Source organism: Brevefilum fermentans, assembly GCF_900184705.1.
Lineage (GTDB): Bacteria > Chloroflexota > Anaerolineae > Anaerolineales > Anaerolineaceae > Brevifilum > Brevifilum fermentans.
This window is the reverse complement of record NZ_LT859958.1, coordinates 1,656,022-1,676,451: the sequence shown is the minus strand read 5'-3', so window position 1 is coordinate 1,676,451 and position 20,430 is coordinate 1,656,022. Positions and strand designations below refer to the sequence as shown.

Below are 20,430 nucleotides of genomic sequence, written 5' to 3'. Positions count from 1 at the left end.
GGATTATTCGGGGAGAATCTTTTCCAAAATCGCGTTTAATTCTTCGTCTGAATAATAGTAAATGATCAAGCGCCCACTGTTTTGTCCGTCATGCAAGCTCACTTTAGTGCCAAAGAAACTCTTGAGCCGGTTTTCAAGCGCTCTGATCTGGGGGGTGGGGCCGGGTTTCGTCCTGGAAGGGGGTCTTTCTCCACTCATTTTTTTAACCAGGGCTTCGGTTTGGCGAACATTTAGACTATCTCGAAGAATGATGCTCAGCACTGAATATTGTGCTGCTTCCGTTGACAGCCCAAGGAGTGCTCGAGCATGACCTTCAGTGATCAGGTTCTCAGCAAGGGATTTTCTGACCTGTTCCGGTAGATTTAGCAAACGCAAGGTATTGGTCACACTTGTGCGGCTTTTTCCTACCCGCTCAGCGACTTGCTCGTGCGTCAGGGAAAAATCTTCAACCAAATGATGATAGGCGTCAGCCATTTCAAGGGGTGAGAGGTCACTTCGCTGTAAGTTTTCAATTAATGCCAGTTCTAATTGGCTTTGCTCTGTGACTGTACGTACAATGACTGGCACCATGGTGAGACCGGCAAGTTGTGCCGCCCGCCAACGACGTTCACCCGCGATCAGGAAATATTTCTCCTGGTCGTGCTGTTTTGTGACAATTAACGGCTGCAAGATGCCATGTTCATGAATTGATGCAGCCAATTCTTCCAGAGTTTTGTCTTCGATCTTACTGCGCGGTTGTTGAGGGTTTGGGAAAATGTTTTCAACAGGGATGTGCAGGATGCGGCTGCCGGTGGTGGTCAAACCGTTTGATATCTTTTCATCGCTTGATGGGATTAATGCATCCAGCCCTTTTCCCAAGCCAGGTCTACGTGCCATTAGTTTGTCTCCTGAACGATCGGTATTTGTACTTGGTCCGCAAGTAATAATTCTCTTGCCAGGGCTTTATAAGCGTGTGCGGCAATGGAATCCGGTGCATATACAGAGATTGGCAATCCGTAAGATGGTGCTTCAGCCAGACGGATGGAACGAGGAATAATTGCATCAAAGACCCGGTCTCCGAAGTGATTTCTTACCTCTCTGACGACATCTGCAGCCAGATTCGTCCGCCTATCGAACATGGTGAGGATGACGCCACGAATTTGCAAACTTCCAAATAATGAGCTTTTTACCAGGTTGATGGTTGTGGTCAACTGCCCCAAACCTTCCAGGGGCAGGAATTCACATTGAACAGGAATGAGTACCCCATTGGCTGCTGCCACAAGCCCGTTGAGAGTCAGTAAGCCCAGTGATGGGGGACAATCAATTAAGATATAGTCATAACGAAATTTGACGGGTTCAAGAACGTTTTTCAGGGTGAACTCCCGATTCTGCATATCAATTAACTCAATTTCAGCACCAGCCAACGCAGGCGTGGAGGGGAGTATGGATATTTTAAATCTGGGGTTATGGAGTATTTGGGAGAGGATGGGTTGGGCGCCAATTAATACGTTATAGGCGCCGCCATTGACTGTTTGTTTGTCGATTCCAAGACAGGAAGTGGCATTGGCTTGCGGGTCGATATCAACAATGAGAACTCGTTGCCCAAAATAACCTAAATAAGCCCCCAGGTTAATCGCTGTGGTTGTTTTACCAACGCCGCCTTTTTGATTAACGATTGTATAAATTCTGCCCAGTGCCATCACTGAATCCTTCTTCATCCGATCAGCTGAATTTTTGCATGAGCTATTTCTTCTGCTGAAGGAATGCTGTCCAAGTGCTTGCGTGTTACCGAATTAGAGGCAAGCGTCACCGCAAACCGGCCAGCTTCCCAGGGATCTTTGGTGAAAAAATATCGATAAAAGAAAGCTGTTGCAAAAATATCGCCTGCACCTGTATCGTCTACATATTTTACCTCAGGTGCTTTAAAAAAACGGACGTCATTGTTCCAGTAAACCCGAGCGCCACGATAGTTTTCAGTCACTGCAAAAACAGGGATTGCGCTGGCCATTTCTGCAATCAAGGCTTCATCTTTGAGAACGTCATCAAGGCTGATGACAGCAACGTCTGAATGTGAAAGGGCAAGTTCAAAGTTATCCCAGTGTTGATAGTGGACTTGATTTTCTGAGTTTCTTGACCGCATCCAGCCCTGAGGTGTAAGACACTTCATGCTGTTTGGGAAATTGTGGATAATCTTCCAATCCACTTCATTGGCAACCGGGCCAAGGTGAATGATATCCGGTGCGGGGTCAAACCTGGGGATATCTTCAACGGTTAACCGTTCAGCCAGGTGGTAGAGATATTGGACTCGTTGCGTGCCGTCCGAAATATTTTCGAAGGTGGTGGATTGTGTGCTAATTTTTGTAAACAACAACAGGGATTTAATGCGCAGAGTATTCAACTCCGGTGCACAAGCGGTAATTATTCCTGTTCTTAAACCTAAAGCCTGAGCCGTTAACCCCGAAAATGCTGCTGTACCCCCCAAACGAATCCCTGTGGGCGTCAGGTCTGCGGTGACATGTCCGATGACCAGATAAGTTAATGCGCTGATCGTTGTGGGCTGAAGAAGAGTTGTTGCTTGATCCATTGTTGGCTGCTTCATATTCCAAGGTTTGATGAACCGGTAAATCATTTTGGGTTCTGCGTTTTGTCTCCGAAATTATAGCATGAATACCTGTTGGCATTTTGAATCGGAATAGATAACATCGCTAGCCCTGAAAGCTTGAGTTTCTGCCTCTTTATTAAACCATTACCTTAATAAAACATAGCCATGTGACATCAATATTGATTCATTTGATGTTGGTGATAGAAATCCGTTGATCTGCATTTCCCAAAATCATCCTGGATTTCTAATCCATGCATTAAAAAATTCCAGTTGATGGATATTGTCAATAAGCTGGTTAATCAGTAAGATAAACAGTGTGCGAATAACAATCATTCTTTTATTTTGCGCAAAGGTTATTTGGGTGTCAAATGCTGCCTGGAAATGAAAACAAAATCGAATACGTGAGGGCATTAGAAGACTTCAGGCGGGCGCGGGCAAAGGCAAGGTTACAGCGCCTTTGGGCTGCCTTCACCGGTGAATCTTTGGACCTGCTACGGTTCAATGACATTTCCCAGAGAATTAGGAGCACCGGTTTCTCATCACGAGGGTTGCAAGAAATCCCTGTAAATGCGATTGTTGGTAGTGTGAATCGCTACCAGGATTTTAATCGAAATTTTCTCCCACTGCTGGATGCGGATATAGAGCGCTGGGCTAACGTCAAAGCTGCGATAACAAAACCTGGAGGAGTGGGGTTGCCACCAATCCTGGTTTATAAGATCGGAGAGGCTTATTTCGTTTTAGACGGCAACCACCGTGTGTCGATTGCCAAGCAAATGGGAATGGAAGAACTGGAAGCCTACGTAACGGAAATTAAGACGCGTGTCCCCATAACCCCAGAGGATTCGCCGGATGATATTATTCTAAAGGCTGAATACAGCAAATTCCTCGAAAACACTAACATCGATTCGATTATTCCAGACGCAACCTTTTCGTTAACTTCTCCTGGTCAATACCTGATTCTTGAGGAACACATCCACGTTCACCGACATTACATGGGTTTGGAACAGCAACGTGAAATACCCTGGGATGAAGCGATTTGGCATTGGTATGAGCATGTTTACCAACCTCTGATAGAAATTATCCGTGATCAGAATTTGATGAAGGAATTTCCTGAACGAACTGAGACGGATCTCTATATTTGGATCCTTGATCATCAAGCTTATCTACAAGAGCAATTGGGGTGGTCCGTAAGGCCAGAAAAAGCTGCTTTGGATCTACTGCGCCAACAAAGTGGACAAATGTTTCGCACCATTAAACGCTGGTTCAGAAAGAAAAACAACGAATTTATGATAAGCAGCACACGGGGTGAGAAAATCCATGAAGGGCATGAATTAAATATCAATCGCCACCACAACAAGTTGTTTTCTGATATCCTCGTAGCGTTTAGCGGAAAGTCAGGAAGTTGGATTGCGCTTGAACAGGCAGTAAGGGTCGGAGCACTGGAAGGCGCTGATGTGAGGGGCCTTGTTATAAAAAAAGGCTTCGATTGGATCGGGCCGGAAGTGTCAGAACAAGAGATCATCAGACATTTTTCTGAAAGCCTTGAAGACAAAGGAGTACACGGCAACCTGGTTTTTGCTCAAGGTAATATTGCAGAAACGATTTTAAATAGGAACAAGGTCAATGATCTGGTTGTGTTAAAACTGGATCATCCGCCTTCGACCAATCGGTTTGCTCGGCTCAAATCAGGTATGCGTAGAATTGTTCGTAAAAGCACAATCCCAATGCTTTTTGTGTGCAATGAATTAAGCGAGATGAATCGTATGTTGCTGGCTTATGACGGCAGTCCGAAGGGAAAACAAGCGCTGTATATTGCCACGTACCTTGCCAGTCGTTACGACAAAGATTTATCCGTTGTGGTTGTGGATCAAGATGAGGCTCAAGGACAACAAAAGTTATCAGATGCGGTGGAATACCTGGGTTTGGACGGCGTAAGGCAAATTTTTCGCAAACCTACAAAGCCCACAAACATCGTGATATTACAGGTCGCTGAAGACATTAATGCCGACCTGATCATCATGGGCGGCTATGGCTTCTCTCCAGTTTTGGAGATCATTTTTGGCAGCACGGTGGACGGTGTGCTACGCGGAACGCATGTCCCCGTTCTTGTTGCTCAATAACTTTGTGTTACGAATGGCTAATAATGTTGTGTCGTCACTCAGCGGAGCACCGTCTCGAAAAATATCCAGGTCCTTCTCAAGTGTTTCCAGAACCTTGGAAGTGCTTGTCCCCATTAATCCCTGTAAAACCTGAACAAAACGCTCTTCACCATACATCTGATCCTGAAGATTGAAAGCTTCTGTGACGCCATCTGTGTACAGTACCAGGCAATCTCCATCTTTGAGGATGGTTTCGTATAGGGATAAGTGAATATCTGGCAGAGCGCCCAGAGCAATGCCGCCTTTGCGCAAAGTGATCACATCATTGCACTGAGGCCTGATGACGACCGGAGGATTGTGTCCAGCGTTGGTATACGAAAGGTAACCTGTATTCAAATCCAAGATACCGTAGAAAATGGTTACGAAAAGGCCGTTTTGCGAGTTTTCCAGGAGCAGGTCGTTAACATGCTCCAGGATTGTAGCAGGAGAATCAAATTCAAGGGCGACAGTTCGTAAAATTGTTCGTGTAACTGCCATATATAAGGATGCTGCCAAACCCTTGTCCGAAACATCCGCAATTAAAAATGCCAGACGGCCATCAGGGAGGATGAAAAAGTCGTAAAAATCTCCACCGACCTGACGGGCAGTTTCCCAGCGGACATCCATTTCCCATCCCGACAGTTCGGGGATCTGGTTCGGGAGAAACGTTTGCTGTATTTCTCTGGCAAGCTGAAATTCACGCTCAAGACGGTGGCGATCCAGCATCTCTTTATTTAATCGGTCATTCTGGATAGCCAGAGATGCCTGTTGAGCGATTCCCCTTAATAATTCAAACCTGCGTTCCCGGTTGGTGGCAAAGCTGTCATCCTGGGCGAGCAGTACACCGAAAACCTGGTCCTTAATCGAAAGAGGAAAACCCATCAACAATGGATAGTGCGTTTGTAGAATCGGAGTGGGGTCAACTTGATCTTCATCCGGAAGCGCCAGATCCCAATCTTCTGGAGGGAGAACTGTTTCAATAAATGGATGCACAATGGCTCGATTGTTGTGGAAAACTGTATCCAACATAGGAAAATCGCCCGGTTCAAAAGTCAGTTTTAAAAGCGCATGTGTGTCAACCGAGCTGGGTGTCGTCGCGTGGGCAGTGCTAAAATACCCTCCTTTTTCTTCCCAGAGATAGATCAAACTGGATTCTATCCCGATTAGGATGGGCATGATATCGACCATCGAGTCGAGTGTGTCCTGAAGGTCGGCACTGCTGACAATTGCCTGGGCAGTCTGAAGCAAGACTGCTGAGATGTAGGCTTCTTCCTGCCGGGCTTCAAACAGGCGAATATTATCAATGGCAATTGCTGTTTGCTGCATGATACCCTGAATGATTTTGTAGCGCTCTTCGCCAAAAACATCAGAGGGTTGTTCTTGTTGGGATAATACTGGATCGGTGGCAAGCAGAAACGTGCCGATAATTTCGTGTCTGGCTGTCAGAGGAAACAGAATCAGGGTGTTCCTTACAAATTGATTGGCAATGTTTTCAGGAAGGTTAAGATCCTTTTGCGGGTCGGTGACATGAATTGGGGCTTGATCAACCAAGAGCCGCTCTAATATCGGAGGAGATAATAAAATCAGTGGCTCTTCATGATGATCTCCCTCAGAGTCCGTAATACCATACATTGCAGACAGTTGGAAGATATTGCTTTCAGAAGATCTGAGAATGAGTGCGCAACCTTTGACTCCCACAACCATGGGTGTGATCCGAACAATGGTCGCTGCTAATTCATCGAGATCTGTTAACGATTGAATGGCGTTGGCAACCTGCAATAAGATCATTGATACCCTAGCTTGTTCTTGCGACCGGGCATAAAGGCGGTTGTTTTGAATGGCAATTGCGGCATAACTGGCGAACGCAGCAGTGATTTTTTGAGATTCAGAACCATAGCGTCCAGCCGTGTGATGAATCATCGTTAACATGCCGATCACCTCGTCCCCGATGGTTAGAGGCGCAGTAATGGCTGAATGGTCCCGTGGCAAATTTAAAAGTGCGGCAATTGGTCCAATAGGACCATCAATTTTGCGGACTTCGGGTTCTTTTTGGGTTAAAACTGCTTTTGTCCATTCGCCTGGTTTAAAGGATAAATGTGCCAAGGTATCATTAGAGAATGTAGGGGAGGTTTTGTAAGCGGCAAGGTATAAATCCTGTGACTCCAAGGTATTTACTGAGACATGATTATCTTTGAACAACCAGATGCCAGAAACATCACAGGGAAGATTGTTATGCAAATTTTCTAAAATTGCCATCAAAACATCACTTAAAGCAATATTGTTTGATAAAAGCCCGGCAACATCTTTTAAGCTTTCAGCAACCTGTCGACGCCATTGTTCAGAATGATAAAGGCGGGCATTTCGGATCGCAACAGCAAGGTTGTCTCCCAGCGTTTCCATCAATTGTTGATCTTCATCAGAAAAAGCGTTTGTTTCATCGCTTTGAAGGTCTAAAAGACCTAATAATTGATCGCCAAAGGACAGGGGAACTACCATCTCAGAACCTTCAATTGACGGGAGAATTGGCGCCGGGAGGAAGAGGGGCTCTTGATTAACATCATCAACACGCCTGGTTTGACCATGCTGTGCGACCCAGGATAAGACACCCATTTCTGAATTGATATTGAATGAGATTTCAGCTTTTTGATAGAATTTTGTTCGACCCCCGCTACCCGCCTTAAAAGAAATTTGTTGATGTACAGGATCAATCGTATAGAGATGCACATATGGAATTTTAAATCGATCGTGAATCGATGTGACGGTTTTTTGAAGCAATTCGTCAATATCTAGGAGATGAGTCACTGCTCGACTCACATCTGCAACGATAGCAAGCTGTTCAGCTCTTTTTTGGGCGTACTGGTAAAGCCGCACACCTTCTATCGCGATAGAGATATTGTCTGCCAGAGCACGCAAAACCAACAAGTCCTCGTGATCAAAAGCGTTCTTGACATCGGATTGAATATCAAGAACTCCAAAAATGCGATTTTCTACTTTGAGTGGAATGACAACTTCAGCCTGGGTCGCAACCAAAGAATCGACGGAATGATATCGCGGTTCTTTGGTTACATCATTTGCCACCAATTCCAAACCAGTTTGGGCAACATAGCCAATGATGTGTTCGCCAAGGGCAAACCCGGGATGTTCGTCCAGTTCAAATTCAGGTCGTTTACTTTCATCAGATCCAGCACTGGCTTTAAAATGCAGCCTTCCAGTATCATCCTGGATCAGGAAGACGGCTACATAATAATAATTGAAGGTTTCCTGAATCAGTCTAGATAATTCCTGCGTTAAACGCGTGAGGTCTGTGATCTGTGAAACTCGCATGGTGACCGACCGAACCAGTTTCAATTGCTTCTGCTGCCAATGTTGAAGTTGAACCTGCAAAGTTGAGAAAATGGCTAGCCCAGCGACAGCCGAGTATTGTTCCAAGACGGTTACTTCCTGTTCTGTAAAGGGGATATTTCTTGACAAGATCAGCTTCCCAAAGTATTCATCTCCCTGGGACAGTGGAAAGATCGCCCAATAAGCCTCTTCTATTTCTAAGGTATGAGCCTTTGCCAATTCTGAGGACTGGTTATCAGCAAATGTAATTGGATCAAAGGGAAGATTGATGTGCCTGATGCTTGAAGTATTTGATTTATGTGGTGTTTTCAACCAGACATAAACCGAGGCTGAAAAATGCTCTTGAAAAAAAACCTCTAAAAACCCGATTTGTCCGGCGCACTCACCAAACGACGTCAATTGCTCAAAAAAACTGATCAGCGTTTCGAAAGTGAGCAAATGGAGAACCCCGGAGGGTTTTTTAGTACCCAAGTTATTCTCCTTTATTCTTCTCCATCGTCAGGATATTGCCTTCCGACTTGGAAAATTCGAACAGAACGCTATCCATGAAATTTTTCATGAAGAAAACGCCTAACCCGCGTTCTTTCCGAGTCTCAAGCGGTGAAGTTAAATCCGGTTCGGGTACATCTTCCAGGATAAAGGGTTTGCCTTTGTCAATGAGGATGATTTGGATTTTGTTTTTAAAATTGTTGAATTTAATGGTTATCTCCCCCAGATTTTCACCACCATAGGCATGGTCTATAATATTCGAGCAAGCTTCATCCACTGCAATTTGGATAGCATAAACATCTTTGGGTGAGAACCCTGCATCCTCTGCTTGTTCAATGATAAATTGGCTGATGGTTGCCAGACTTTTGTAATTTGCGGGGTATGTTTTGGTTTTCATTTATTAGATCTCGAGAAGTCAATTTTTGCAGAATCAAAATCCTGAAAGAATTTAAAAATGGTGTTGAATCCAGCCACTTCATAACTTTGATTAACAAGCTCTGGTACGTGTAAAAAGACGCTTTCGCCTTTGTTTTGCCTGATTAATTTGTGTTGGTGTTTCACAATGTTAAGCATGCCAGAACTTGAGATGAAATTCACATTCAGCAAGTCCACGATGATATTATAATGGTCATCGTTCAACGGAATTTTAGCACAGTTTCAAAGTGAGGTGTTGTGAGACTATCGATCCTGCCTGTTATTTTAATCCGATCACAGTTGCGATGTTGGCTAACAATTATTTCCATGTTTTATCTTGGTATGTGATTGATCATTGGTGAATTATATCATGATGCATCCTGGGTTTTAAAAAAGGGATGCACGCTTGGACAATTTTTAGATCCGAATTTGAAATTGGTCGCTAATTTTGAATTCAGACCGTGCAGCTCAAAGAGAGGAACACCATGGCAGACAATAAAGTTGGGTACCGCATTAAAGACATTGAACAGTCACAAAGACCACGAGAGCGCTTGGAGAAACAGGGAGCCAGTGTTCTCAATGATGCAGAGCTGCTGGCGATCTTATTACGCGTTGGGACACATGGAATGAGCGCGGTGCAAATGGGGCAACGAATGCTATATCATTTTGAAGGATTGGAAGGATTGCAGCGAGCAACGTTTTCTGAGTTATGCCAAATTGATGGTGTCGGACCAGCCAAAGCCGCTCAAATAAAAGCAGCAATCGAGCTGGGAATTCGCATAGCAAAAAAGCAACCCGAAGAGCGGGGGTTGATCACCAGCCCTCAAGATGTTGCGGACCGGGTTCAGTATAAAATGGCGCACTTTGAACAAGAGGAATTGTGGATCTTGCTGCTGGACACCCGGAATCATCATATCCGAACAGAGCAACTTTACCGAGGCTCGTTAAATGCTTCTACGATAAGACCTGCAGAAATTTTCAAATCCGGAATTCGTCACAATGCTGCCTCTCTGATTATTGTCCACAACCACCCGAGTGGTGATCCCTCGCCCAGTCCTGAAGATATTCATCTGACTCGAATGTTGATCGAAGCAGGAAATATGCTAGAATTGCCGATTTTGGACCATGTGGTGGTTGGCACAAAGGGTTTTGTTTCTATAAAATCGTTGCATCCGGAGCTGTGGCCGTCTTAAGTTTTGAATAGGCATCACGAAATTCATCAGGGGACAAACCAGTTTAGTACATCCTTTTTCCATGTGATAGGCGTGTAAAACAAATTTGCTGCGCAATCAGCGCCGTTCTGAAAACGTTTATGGACTGGGCATCAAACGCGCATGTGCATCAGTCGTTAACCACATTCAAACAACTGATATAAACCGAAACAAAACCTTTAGAGACCAATTTCATCGCGCTGTGTTTTATGTCAACACCAACAAATCGGAAAGGCTTTTGCCATGATAAATCCGATCAATAATTTTTGCTAATAAGGGCGCAATTGAGAGGATTTCGAGTTTCGGAACTCGTTTTTCTAAAGGAATGTGGATGGTATTGGTCACGACCAATTTCTCAATCCGGTCGTCATTGTTGAGGTACTCAATGGCGGTTGGTAGTAAGACCGGATGGGTAACCGCGAAATAGGCTTTCCCAACCGCACCAGCATCGTAAAGCGCATCTAACTGAAGCATAACGCTGCCGCTGGCCATGAGATCGTCGATGATGATCGGGCTTTTTCCACGAATGTCACCCACAACATGGGTTGTGTGTGTTTCCGTTGCCGAGTCGCGACGTTTGTGCATCACCACCAGGGGAAGGCCGGTCTGTTCAGCATACTTGCCTGCAACGTCAGCCCGACCGACATCCGGACTGACGATGACATAATTTTTAAAGCGCTCCTTTTTGAAGTAAGACGACAATACCGGGATAGCCGAAGGTGGATCTACCGGGATGTTGAAGAATCCCTGGATGGCTGTGTTGTGAATATCCATGTAGATCACCCGGTCTGCTCCCATGGTCTCGAGCATGTTCGCGACGACCCGGGCACTGATTGCTTCCCTGCCCTTTGCCATTCGATCCTGGCGTGCATAAGGAAAATAAGGAATGAGTACACTCACCGAATTTGCGCTGGCGCGTCGGAAGGCGTCAAGATACAGCATTAATTCCATAAGATGTTCGTTTACGGGAGCACTGCATGGTTGGACGATAAAAATATCCTGATCACGCACGACCTCATCGATGGTGATATAGGTCTCGCTATCGGGAAAGATCGTTGTGGTTGACCGACCCATGGGGACTTTCAGTATTTCAGCAATTTCCTTTGCCAGTTCTGGGTGGGCATTTCCCGAGAAGATCCTTAACGTGTTTCTGGTCATTTTTTCCTTTCTTATGCTGCCGTATTTAAAAATATTTATTGGCACTCTTATTATAATCGATGCTCATGTGAAAAATCGAGACTTGCTATGTATAACAATGAAAATATCATTGGAAGGGAAAAAGCCAGGGATTGATCTCCAAGTTCAATCCAAATTTCTCGAATATTGGTATCCACATCCATTTTCAAATTGACCCCGGGGAAAATGCAATACCTTTTAGGGATTCAGGTAGAATTGTCTCCTAATAAAAGGAATTGTTTTTTAGATCAACTTCTTTGGAGTTCACAATGGATGCTATTAAAGTGAAAAATCTTCCATGTACCGAAAGCGTTGCAATTGTGATTTTTGGTATCACGGGCGACCTTTCGCATAGAAAACTGATACCTGCGCTATATGAAAACGCAAAATCTAATCATCTGCCTCAGCCGTTTTATATCATCGGTTTCGCCAGACGCCCTTGGGATGATCAAAAAATGAGGGAAGTATTAAGTCAGGCGATAAGGGATTTTGCCCGCACTCAACCCGTTGACGAAAAAGTGCTCAACCAACTCGTTGAACGAACTCATTATATTGAGTCGGCATTTCAGGATCGAGCGGGTTATACACAGTTAAGCAAGCTTTTAAGTGATTTGGGTATAAAAAATACACTATTCTACCTGGCAACTCCACCGAGTGAGTACGCGGATATCGTTGAAAAAATCGGTCAATCAGATTTAGAGTTTTGTCCTGGTGGATGGCGGCGCATCGTGGTTGAAAAACCTTTCGGGCACGATCTGAAGTCAGCACAATTGCTCGATGAATCACTTCATGCTGTTTTTCATGAGAACCAAATATACCGAATGGATCATTATCTGGGCAAAGAAACCGTTCAAAATATTCTCGCTTTCAGGTTTGGCAACGGGATTTTTGAACCCCTCTGGAATCGTAACAATATTGATCACATCCAAATCACTATGGCAGAATCGGAAGGCGTGGGAACCCGGGCAGGATATTACGACCGTGCAGGTGTGGTCAGAGATGTGTTCCAGAATCACCTACTACAGCTATTATCTCTCACAGCCATGGAAGCGCCAGCAGTATTCAGCGCCAAAGCGGTTAGAGATGAAAAGGTCAAAGTACTGAATTCCATCAGTGATATTAAAGGCAAATCGGCAATAAAAAATACCTTTCGTGCTCAGTATGTATCCGGAACGATTAATGGAGAACGCGTGCCCAGTTATCGTGATGAAGCAAATGTTGATCCGGGCTCGATAACTGAGACTTTCATGGCGGCCCGCTTGTTTGTCAACAACTGGCGTTGGGCTGGAGTTCCTTTTTATTTACGTTCAGGAAAACGCTTACCAAAACGAGTGACAGAGATTGCGATTCAATTCACTCAAATCCCACTGACCTTGTTTGATCAACCCAATTTGGCTGGAGACGCACCGAATGTGCTGGTATTACACATTCAGCCCGATGAGGGGATCACATTATTTTTAGGCGCCAAAGTGCCTGGTGGGGCTATGCACATTGAGCCTGTTGAAATGCGCTTCAGTTACGCAGAAACCTTTGGTGATTCACACCCCGATGCATATGAGCGGTTGTTGCTTGACTGTTTGCAGGGAGACGCGACGCTTTTCAATCGTAGCGATGAGGTGATGGAAGCCTGGCGGTTAACGCAGGGAATTATTGATGCATGGGAGTCGCAGGGTTTAGAAAATTTGCCCGTTTACGAAGCTGGCACCCAGGGGCCACATGGTGCAGACGATTTTATTATGCGTCATAATCGTCGCTGGCGGAAGATCAAATAAATTTCTGCTAAAAGATTTGATCCTTTACCGCGCTTGAATAATCAATCTTAGATCCTAACTTCCCGATGGCAACGGATTCTGACAGTTAGGGCAGATTCGATCTAAAGAGCTGACAATAAATCCGCAATTCAAACAGGCGATTGGTTGGATATCCCCCAAAGGTGCTCCGCACGCGATACAACGGCTTTCTCCTGGCGGGTTGGCCGTATTGCAATATGGACAAACATACCGTTTGAGTCTATCGGAAAGGTCCTTTCCAAGCCCATGTTGCTGAAGGGTTCGTTCGATGACCTCCCAAACCTCTTCGCTCAACTGGAGTGATTCAATGTCCTGGGCAATATCATCAAGACGCCCGATGAGTGAAAACGGGTTGCGGATTGCTCGTAAAGCGGTTTCACCCAGGCTGGCTGCCACACCCATCCAGGCTTGTTTGCCAACCTGAACCGATATTCCATCATCAACCCTGTGTATCGTGATCGTTAACGCTGTTTTGCCGCCTGAACGCTGAAATTGGCGAGTGGCGATTTGCAAGGCGATTTGCGGGTCGCGTCCAATTTGCTGGACCTGGTAAGCCCCGCGATGATAATATGCGATCAGATCCCGGGCAATATCGCTTGGATTGATATCACCATGATAGATGCGAGTAATGGGCATGATTTGACCTTCCTGGCTAGCGTTATCAGATAATAATGACCAACTTTCTTAATGCACCGCCATAGATTATAATCCGTTTGTCTGAATGTTAAGGAGAAACATGAGAGATCCAAAGCAAATTCGCAGCAATTGGGCTGTCTTGTTGGTTTTTTCGGCAATATTGTTGGTCTTGCTCAGCTTTTACAACCCGGTGACGGGTGAACCCTTAGCACAACAGCCTACCGGGGTATTGTCAACCGTGACCAGTACACCTCGTGGGTCATACGTTGTTGTCAATCCGCTTACAGCGACAGACACACAAATCAATGTTCGCGCAGGTCCTAACGCACTTACAGAAAAGGTCGGCATTTTGCTGATTAATCAAGAAGCCAACGCGATTGGCCGTTATGGAGATTGGATCCAAATAGAATACCCGGGCGCTCGAGGCGGTGTTGCTTGGGTTTATGCTAACTTGGTTACACTTTATGGGGGTGACCTTCCATTGGTTGAGCCACCACCCACCTCAACGCCTAATGTGACCCGGACTATTGATCCAACCCTGGCAGCACAATTTTTAATTACCCCAGATGCCACGCGGTTGCCCACATTTACCGAGCCGGCGCCGCTTGAGATCCCGACATTTGAGTCACCGGGAGATTCCTTCAGGGCGGGCAGTCTGCCTATGGGATTAATTATTATCGGACTTGGTGCCCTGGGCGTCTTTCTGGGTGTAATTGCATTAATCAGCGGGCGTTAAGTAAAAAAAGCACCTAATCCAGGAAAGCAATTTGAACTTAATTTATGACCAATTTCTGCTTCGCAGAAGGTGATTTGGGCGTTGTTCTTCTTCAGAAACGCTGCAGCCTGCTGTGCTTTTATCAGGGGAATAATCTCATCCTTTGTCCCATGAGCGATAAAAAAGTGTTTATTTTTGACCACGCTCCCATCGATTTGTGCCTGCCAGACGTAAGGAATGAATCCTGCCAGTGCTGCAACACGATTAATCCTGTCCGGTTTAAGAAAAGCCAGGGCATAGGCGACGACTGCCCCCTGGCTGAAACCCATCAGATCATATTTATCTGAATGGATGTCCTGCTTTTGCAACCAATGGTCGATGGTTATAAGCAATTGATCAGAAAACTGGCGATAAACATCGATATTCGGCCATTGAGAAGCAATCTCGTGCCAAACATACTGGTTTTCACTGTGCTGAATGGGAGCACGTAACGCAATGAGCAGGTAGTTATCAGGTAGCGGGCGAGTGAGAACCCACATGACGTTTTCATTGCCCTCGTAGCCATGGAATAACAACATGACACGCGTTTTTTGTGCGTGCTGGCGGGGATATTGGACGCGGAAATGCCACCCTTCGAATTCAATTTTCTCTGGCTGATGATCGGTCATTGTCTGTGAACCTTTTCATGGTATAGGAGTGAGAAACCATTGATTTAATGAGCGTTTTTTGATCCCGATAGGTATTCCCAGAAGGGGGAGATCACCGAGCTTCAATCGTGCCGGGCCAATCCTAACGCCGGCGACAAATGCAGGGAAAACAACTGGACCTCACATCGGTTAAGAGAACTTCCTTCAATCATTCAGCTTATCTTTTGATGTTCCCCCAATAATCGGGCAGGGGATCAGGATTGACGCGATGTTTAACTTTGCGCTGCAGTTTTTTCATCCAATTGGCTTCTGCTTCAATCTCGTCCAGCACTTCTTCAGTAGCGATCATGCCGGCGTCAATCATTTCGCTAACCTCAATTTTTTGCAGCAAGCCAATATGCCCGACCGGTGGTGAGATGATCACTTCTGGTTTATATACCAGCATGGAAAGTTCAGTTAAATGCTGGCTGGCTATTTCCATTGATTGAGCAAAAATTTTAAATGCCTGAACAGATTTGAGGTTGGTAAGATGTTCAACAATTGGCGTCGGTCCTGGGATGTAGATGGGCAGCGGCACTTCCTCTTCAGGGAAATCCGAAGGCCGTTTATGCAGCGTTACTGCGATGACAGGCAGGTCTGGACGCAACCAGCGCACAACCTGCACAGGTACTGGATCAAGAATTCCCCCGTCGACCAGCACCCGTCCGCCAATTTTTTGGCTAGGAAAAACGCCAGGAACGGCTGCAGTCGCCAGAATGGCATCGAGCACTTTGCCCTTGTTGAGAATAATTTCTTTGCCAGTATACAGACTGACCGCTGTGGCTGCAAAGGGAATTTTTAGTTCGTCGAAGGTGATATCGGAAAGAAGCCCTTCGAGTATTTCGGAAATTCCGCCCAGGCCCAACAGGGATGGGCTGTCCTGGGCTTGACGGGAAAATGACCGTAAAGGAGAAAAATCGTTAATGGCATCCTCGATTTTCTGGGTACTGAACCCGGCAGCGTAAACAGCTCCCACCAGTCCACCGGCGCTTGTTCCGGCAATAGCTTTGATCTTGAATCGGTGTTCTTCCAAGGTGCGTAATACGCCAATATGGGCAACGCCCCTGACGCCACCCCCGCCTAATGCTAATGCAATATCCATGGTCTCACTTCCCGAAGGTAATCTCCATTGAACAACGCTTCTATTATAACCCACTGATATTCGCCTGAACGCTCATGGTTTGCACCAATGCAAGGTGTCCGTTTATCAAACAGGGATGGTTAATTGTTATTTTGTGGTTCTTTCAGCACCAAGTCTGTGTTAAAATTAAAGGTCATGAATGGAAAAAAGATCATTTCAAGAAATAGAAAAGCGAAATTTGAATATGAGCTCCTGGAAACCTTTGAAGCCGGCATTGAGTTGAAAGGATCTGAGATCAAATCGATCCGGGCGGGACAGGTGTCGCTTTCTGAAGCGTATGTTCGAACCAACGGTAAGCAAGCCTGGTTGGTGGGAGCCCACATTGCACCTTATGAACATGCCAGCGCATTTAACCATGAACCAGAACGTGATCGGCGCCTTCTATTGCATAAACGTGAGATCAAAGCCTTGTGGGATGGTGTGCGCTTGAAGGGTGTAACAATCGTCCCGACCGTACTCTATTTACGCAACGGTCTTGCCAAAGTAGAAATTGCCTTAGCAAGAGGAAAACGAATTTACGACAAGCGGCAAACCCTAAAGAAGCGGGATATGGAACGAGATATTGAGCGCACGCTTGAAAGTCGGCGAGGTCGCAAAGGTGATTAGCGTATTTGCTGGAACTCAGAAAGGGAATTATGCTCAATAATAACCTGTTGGCGCTTGTTTTGACCGTTTTGATTGCGATTGTTTGGCTGAGGTTGAACGATTTTATTGCTCATCGGGGATGGGTTTCGAGCGTCATCAGCCGTAAAATCATCCACATCGGGACCGGCCCAATTTTTGTTCTCTGCTGGCTGCTGTTTAATGAAACACCTTCAGCGCCATATTTAGCCGCGTTGATTCCCCTAGCAATAACAATTCAATTTGCCCTGGTGGGCGCAGGTGTAATTAAAGACCCATCTGCAGTGACCGCGATGTCGCGCACCGGGGATCGACGTGAGATCCTGCGAGGCCCCTTATTTTATGGGATTGCTTTTGTTGTGCTGACAATTGTCTTTTGGCGGCGGTCTCCAATCGGGATTGTTGCGATGATGATGCTGTGTGGGGGAGATGGTCTCGCAGATATTGTTGGGAAAAAGGTTGGTGGTATAAAACTTCCCTGGTCGCTGAAAAAGAGTCTGGCAGGTTCTTTGACCATGCTCCTTGGGGGTTTTGTTTTCTCGGTGTTGGTGGTATGGGTGTTTGTTTGGCAAAATTTTTTTCCCCACCCAATGTCACAATACCTGCTTCCGATTGCTGTGATTGCGGTTGCGACAACGATAACCGAGTCTCTGCCTTACAGTGATGTTGATAACATCACCGTTCCCCTGGTTTCTAGCTTATTAGGATTATTCATCTTCTGAAAATGGAGTTACTATGGAATCAGTCAAGATTGATGGCAATCATTTAACGATAGAAGAGATCATTGCAGTTGCTCGAAACGGTGCATATGTTGAACTTGCTCCAGAAGCAAAGGTGGCGATCAATCAATCTCGAAGTTGGGTTGAAGAAATTATCCAATCCGGCAAGCCAGTGTACGGGATCAACACTGGATTTGGAGTTTTTTCTGATATTCAAATATCTGCTGAAGATTCAGCTCAATTGAGCAGAAACTTGATTCTCAGCCACGCGGTTGGCACGGGAGATCGCTTGCCAGATGAAATCGTCAGAGCGGCGATCTTGGTTCGGGCAAACACACTGGCAAAAGGACATTCAGGTGTTCGTCTGGAACTTGTTGAAACCCTCCTAGCATTGCTTAACAAACAATTAACCCCTGTTGTTCCTTCGCAAGGTTCGTTGGGATCTTCGGGCGATCTGGCGCCGCTTTCGCACCTTGCGCTGGTTATCACCACTGATTTGATGGATATTGATGCTGAATCGGGGTCGGCACGCTATCAGGGTGATACCTTGAGTGGAAAAATGGCCATGGCTCGTGCCGGGATCGAACGCATCATTTTACAGGCGAAGGAAGGACTGGCTCTTTCGAATGGCGCCTCTTTTTCCGCGGCGATTGGCGCTCTGGCTGTCTTTGACGCGGCGACATTGTTAAAGGCAGGAGAGATCTCGTTGGCGCTTTCCCTTGAAGCCTTGATGGGCTGTTCTGCAGCATTCGATGAGCGCCTTCATCGTGCCCGAGGATTTACGGGTCAAGCCAAGGTGGCAGAAAATGTTCGAGCGTTGATCAGTGGAAGCAACCTGGTTGACCGGGCACGGCGTGTGCAGGACGCCTATTCATTACGCTGTGCGCCCCAAGTCCAGGGAGCATGCAGGGATACGCTGGATTTTGTTCAGAGAATTATTGAGATTGAAATTAATGCTGCAACGGATAACCCCCTGTTGTTTGACCCGGGTGTTGCCCTTTCTGGGGGTAATTTCCATGGCGAGCCCATCGGCATGGTGATGGATTACCTGGGAATCGCATTGACTGAGCTGGCAGCAATTTCAGAACGGCGAACGAGCCGGCTGGTTGACGCCACTGCTAATGGTGGACTTCCACCGATGCTGGTCGACAAAAATGAGGACGCGGGTTTGAATTCAGGGATGATGATGCCCCATTATACAGCCGCTTCCCTGGTGTTAGAAAACCGGACGCTTTCCAGCCCGGATTCAATTGGGTCACTGCCAGTATCTGCTCAGCAAGAGGACCACAACGCCAATGCAATGACGGCTGCCCGCCACGCGGCGCAAATTGTTTCCAACACAGCACATGTAATAGCGATTGAGTGTTATGTCGCGGCACGCGCGTTGGTTTTACGGCTCAAACAGCACCCATCGGCGGTATTAGGCGCAGGAACAGGAAAGATTTTCAAGAAAATTCGAGAAATTATCCCTTATCTGCCTGGAGACGCCTGGTGGGCTCCCGAAATTGAACAAATGCGTGCCCTGGTTTTGAACAGGGAGCTAGAAATATAGGCATTTATTGACAATGATGACTCATTGGACTATTTTTATCATATTATGATGCGAAAAGATCAAATTTCTCGACGTGAATTTCTAAAGCTTTCAGCTCTGGCATTGGGTGGGCTGGCAATCAGAGGCAGTGGGCTGGGAAAAATTTTGAGTGAGGGCAGCCAATTACTACAACCTGAATCCACACTGCCAGATTTCCCCGTAAACCAGCAATTAGGTCGCATATGTGTCGGTGAACCAGGCACGCGTATTCCGATCAGAAGCGAGCCTTACATTGATGCCCCAACAGTTGGTTCTGCCTGGTTTGATGATGTTTTTGTCTGGAAACAAGAGGTCATCGCCAAGCACTTGGATCGACTGCGGATTAATCAGAGGTGGGTTGAAACGCCAGAAGGTTATATTTATGCTGATGACATGCAAAGAGTACGACATATCCCCCAGGAACCGCTGGCAGAACTTCCGGAAATGCCTGATGGTTCGCGCGGAATGTGGGTAGAGATTACCACCCCTTATATTGACATTGACCTGACGAAACCCAAGGAAACTTACCAGTTCTGGGTAAAAGATCCACATGTGATCTACCCCAGAGTACGGTATTCCCAGGTTTATTGGGCATCTGATATTCGCCGGAACCCTACAACCGGTCGACCGCAATATTTATTGATGCAAAAAGTGGGTGCCTACCCCGATACCTATTGGGTAGATGCCCATGTGTGTAAGCCGATCATGCCTGAAGATATTGCCCCCATAAATCCGGGGGTCGGCGATAAACATATCTTAATCCAAATGCGTGGCGTGGGAAATCAAACCCTGACCTGTTTCGAAGGTAACCAGGAGGTATTTTTTACCACTGTGACAACCGGGGGGCGGAATTTTGAAACCGGAGAATGGATTACACCCCTCGGTAAGCATACACCCTGGCGTAAAAACATCGCCATGCATTACAGCCAGGACGGTCGTTTTATGCCGGGTTTTGATTTACCTGGCGTGGGATGGAATTTTGGCATTGAACCCAATGGCGTTTACATCCATTCAACATACTGGCACAATGCCTTCGGTATCATGAAATCGAACGGGTGCATCAATTGCCGGCTTGAAGACGCCAAGTGGATCTGGCGCTGGGTTGAGCCCGAAGTCCCTTATCAGGAAGGGGATCTCATCTGGACTGGATTTGGAAAATCGACGCCAGTCACCGTTGAGGTCGTATCTTAAGGCGATCTAA

Annotated in this window: 18 protein-coding genes; 8 read left to right on the top strand and 10 right to left on the bottom strand. The window is 46.2% G+C overall.

The genetic code is table 11. From position 1 onward, the window contains the following. Window positions 1-3 precede the first annotated feature (3 nt). From CFX1CAM_RS07365 to CFX1CAM_RS07355, 3 genes are read right to left on the bottom strand one after another with little or no spacing between them, the layout of a single operon-like run. Window positions 4-876, bottom strand: a complete 873-nt coding sequence (locus CFX1CAM_RS07365) for a ParB/RepB/Spo0J family partition protein (RefSeq protein ID WP_087862402.1) — start codon at window positions 874-876, stop codon at window positions 4-6. Continuing rightward, entirely contained in the window at window positions 876-1,673 is a 798-nt protein-coding gene (locus CFX1CAM_RS07360) for a ParA family protein (protein WP_087863251.1), read from the bottom strand. Before CFX1CAM_RS07360 ends, CFX1CAM_RS07365 begins: the two co-directional genes overlap by 1 nt. 20 nt (window positions 1,674-1,693) lie before the next feature. Further along, window positions 1,694-2,563: a PfkB family carbohydrate kinase gene (locus CFX1CAM_RS07355; RefSeq protein ID WP_157891784.1), complete on the bottom strand. Its 870-nt coding sequence runs from the start codon at window positions 2,561-2,563 to the stop codon at window positions 1,694-1,696. Window positions 2,564-2,949: 386 nt separating this feature from the next. Here CFX1CAM_RS07355 and CFX1CAM_RS07350 point away from each other — a divergent pair, with 386 nt between their 5' ends. After that, window positions 2,950-4,701, top strand: coding sequence for a universal stress protein (locus tag CFX1CAM_RS07350; RefSeq protein ID WP_087862400.1), 1,752 nt, complete (start codon window positions 2,950-2,952; stop codon window positions 4,699-4,701). On the opposite strand, the gene CFX1CAM_RS07345 is transcribed toward CFX1CAM_RS07350, so the two are convergent. Genes CFX1CAM_RS07345 through CFX1CAM_RS11755 form a run of 3 tightly spaced genes read right to left on the bottom strand, consistent with a single transcriptional unit; the run spans window position 4,663 to window position 9,162 of the window. Continuing rightward, a complete protein-coding gene (locus CFX1CAM_RS07345) occupies window positions 4,663-8,532 on the bottom strand; it encodes a GAF domain-containing protein (RefSeq protein WP_087862399.1) in 3,870 nt (1,289 codons plus the stop codon). The two genes, CFX1CAM_RS07350 and CFX1CAM_RS07345, sit on opposite strands and share 39 nt — an antisense overlap. 1 nt (window position 8,533) lies before the next feature. Then, window positions 8,534-8,947, bottom strand: coding sequence for an ATP-binding protein (locus CFX1CAM_RS07340; protein ID WP_087862398.1), 414 nt, complete (start codon window positions 8,945-8,947; stop codon window positions 8,534-8,536). Then, window positions 8,944-9,162, bottom strand: a complete 219-nt coding sequence (locus CFX1CAM_RS11755; RefSeq protein WP_407923333.1) for an STAS domain-containing protein — start codon at window positions 9,160-9,162, stop codon at window positions 8,944-8,946. Before CFX1CAM_RS11755 ends, CFX1CAM_RS07340 begins: the two co-directional genes overlap by 4 nt. Before the next feature lie 287 nt (window positions 9,163-9,449). Here CFX1CAM_RS11755 and radC point away from each other — a divergent pair, with 287 nt between their 5' ends. Beyond that, window positions 9,450-10,157, top strand: a complete 708-nt coding sequence (gene radC / locus CFX1CAM_RS07330) for a RadC family protein (protein WP_087862396.1) — start codon at window positions 9,450-9,452, stop codon at window positions 10,155-10,157. Window positions 10,158-10,382: 225 nt separating this feature from the next. Here radC and CFX1CAM_RS07325 read toward each other — a convergent pair whose 3' ends face one another. Next, entirely contained in the window at window positions 10,383-11,333 is a 951-nt protein-coding gene (locus CFX1CAM_RS07325; protein ID WP_087862395.1) for a ribose-phosphate diphosphokinase, read from the bottom strand. A gap of 287 nt (window positions 11,334-11,620) precedes the next feature. Between CFX1CAM_RS07325 and zwf the strand changes: the two genes are divergently transcribed. After that, on the top strand, window positions 11,621-13,123 hold the full coding sequence (gene zwf / locus CFX1CAM_RS07320) for a glucose-6-phosphate dehydrogenase (protein WP_087862394.1): 1,503 nt from the start codon (window positions 11,621-11,623) through the stop codon (window positions 13,121-13,123). Between the two features lie 54 nt (window positions 13,124-13,177). Here zwf and CFX1CAM_RS07315 read toward each other — a convergent pair whose 3' ends face one another. Next, window positions 13,178-13,777, bottom strand: a complete 600-nt coding sequence (locus CFX1CAM_RS07315; RefSeq protein WP_087862393.1) for a zinc ribbon domain-containing protein — start codon at window positions 13,775-13,777, stop codon at window positions 13,178-13,180. 100 nt (window positions 13,778-13,877) lie between these two features. On the opposite strand from CFX1CAM_RS07315, the gene CFX1CAM_RS07310 reads away from it, so the two are divergent. Further along, window positions 13,878-14,513 carry an SH3 domain-containing protein gene (locus CFX1CAM_RS07310; protein WP_087862392.1) on the top strand — a complete coding sequence of 212 codons (636 nt, stop codon included), beginning with the start codon at window positions 13,878-13,880 and terminating at the stop codon, window positions 14,511-14,513. Here the strand turns inward: CFX1CAM_RS07310 and CFX1CAM_RS07305 are convergent. Together CFX1CAM_RS07305 and CFX1CAM_RS07300 are read right to left on the bottom strand one after the other, a co-directional pair. Next, window positions 14,510-15,160, bottom strand: a complete 651-nt coding sequence (locus tag CFX1CAM_RS07305) for an alpha/beta hydrolase (protein WP_087862391.1) — start codon at window positions 15,158-15,160, stop codon at window positions 14,510-14,512. The two genes, CFX1CAM_RS07310 and CFX1CAM_RS07305, sit on opposite strands and share 4 nt — an antisense overlap. Before the next feature lie 196 nt (window positions 15,161-15,356). Further along, window positions 15,357-16,280 carry a patatin-like phospholipase family protein gene (locus CFX1CAM_RS07300; RefSeq protein WP_087862390.1) on the bottom strand — a complete coding sequence of 308 codons (924 nt, stop codon included), beginning with the start codon at window positions 16,278-16,280 and terminating at the stop codon, window positions 15,357-15,359. A gap of 174 nt (window positions 16,281-16,454) precedes the next feature. Between CFX1CAM_RS07300 and smpB the strand changes: the two genes are divergently transcribed. The 4 genes from smpB to CFX1CAM_RS07280 are packed head-to-tail and all read left to right on the top strand — an operon-like array spanning window position 16,455 to window position 20,420. After that, window positions 16,455-16,925 carry an SsrA-binding protein SmpB gene (smpB, locus tag CFX1CAM_RS07295; protein WP_087863250.1) on the top strand — a complete coding sequence of 157 codons (471 nt, stop codon included), beginning with the start codon at window positions 16,455-16,457 and terminating at the stop codon, window positions 16,923-16,925. A gap of 29 nt (window positions 16,926-16,954) precedes the next feature. Next, on the top strand, window positions 16,955-17,662 hold the full coding sequence (locus CFX1CAM_RS07290; RefSeq protein WP_087862389.1) for a diacylglycerol/polyprenol kinase family protein: 708 nt from the start codon (window positions 16,955-16,957) through the stop codon (window positions 17,660-17,662). Window positions 17,663-17,675: 13 nt separating this feature from the next. Further along, window positions 17,676-19,211, top strand: coding sequence for a histidine ammonia-lyase (gene hutH, locus CFX1CAM_RS07285; RefSeq protein WP_087862388.1), 1,536 nt, complete (start codon window positions 17,676-17,678; stop codon window positions 19,209-19,211). Between the two features lie 45 nt (window positions 19,212-19,256). Further along, entirely contained in the window at window positions 19,257-20,420 is a 1,164-nt protein-coding gene (locus tag CFX1CAM_RS07280) for a L,D-transpeptidase (RefSeq protein WP_157891783.1), read from the top strand. The last annotated feature ends 10 nt before the right edge of the window (window positions 20,421-20,430 follow it).

Coding starts and splice junctions, on each gene's coding strand:
- CFX1CAM_RS07365 (WP_087862402.1), bottom strand. CDS start 876: ATGGCACGTAGACCTGGCTTGGGAAAAGGGCTGGATGCATTAATCCCA.
- CFX1CAM_RS07355 (WP_157891784.1), bottom strand. CDS start 2,563: ATGGATCAAGCAACAACTCTTCTTCAGCCCACAACGATCAGCGCATTA.
- CFX1CAM_RS07350 (WP_087862400.1), top strand. CDS start 2,950: ATGCTGCCTGGAAATGAAAACAAAATCGAATACGTGAGGGCATTAGAA.
- CFX1CAM_RS07340 (WP_087862398.1), bottom strand. CDS start 8,947: ATGAAAACCAAAACATACCCCGCAAATTACAAAAGTCTGGCAACCATC.
- radC (WP_087862396.1), top strand. CDS start 9,450: ATGGCAGACAATAAAGTTGGGTACCGCATTAAAGACATTGAACAGTCA.
- CFX1CAM_RS07325 (WP_087862395.1), bottom strand. CDS start 11,333: ATGACCAGAAACACGTTAAGGATCTTCTCGGGAAATGCCCACCCAGAA.
- zwf (WP_087862394.1), top strand. CDS start 11,621: ATGGATGCTATTAAAGTGAAAAATCTTCCATGTACCGAAAGCGTTGCA.
- CFX1CAM_RS07315 (WP_087862393.1), bottom strand. CDS start 13,777: ATGCCCATTACTCGCATCTATCATGGTGATATCAATCCAAGCGATATT.
- CFX1CAM_RS07310 (WP_087862392.1), top strand. CDS start 13,878: ATGAGAGATCCAAAGCAAATTCGCAGCAATTGGGCTGTCTTGTTGGTT.
- CFX1CAM_RS07305 (WP_087862391.1), bottom strand. CDS start 15,160: ATGACCGATCATCAGCCAGAGAAAATTGAATTCGAAGGGTGGCATTTC.
- CFX1CAM_RS07300 (WP_087862390.1), bottom strand. CDS start 16,280: ATGGATATTGCATTAGCATTAGGCGGGGGTGGCGTCAGGGGCGTTGCC.
- smpB (WP_087863250.1), top strand. CDS start 16,455: ATGAATGGAAAAAAGATCATTTCAAGAAATAGAAAAGCGAAATTTGAA.
- CFX1CAM_RS07290 (WP_087862389.1), top strand. CDS start 16,955: ATGCTCAATAATAACCTGTTGGCGCTTGTTTTGACCGTTTTGATTGCG.
- hutH (WP_087862388.1), top strand. CDS start 17,676: ATGGAATCAGTCAAGATTGATGGCAATCATTTAACGATAGAAGAGATC.
- CFX1CAM_RS07280 (WP_157891783.1), top strand. CDS start 19,257: ATGATGCGAAAAGATCAAATTTCTCGACGTGAATTTCTAAAGCTTTCA.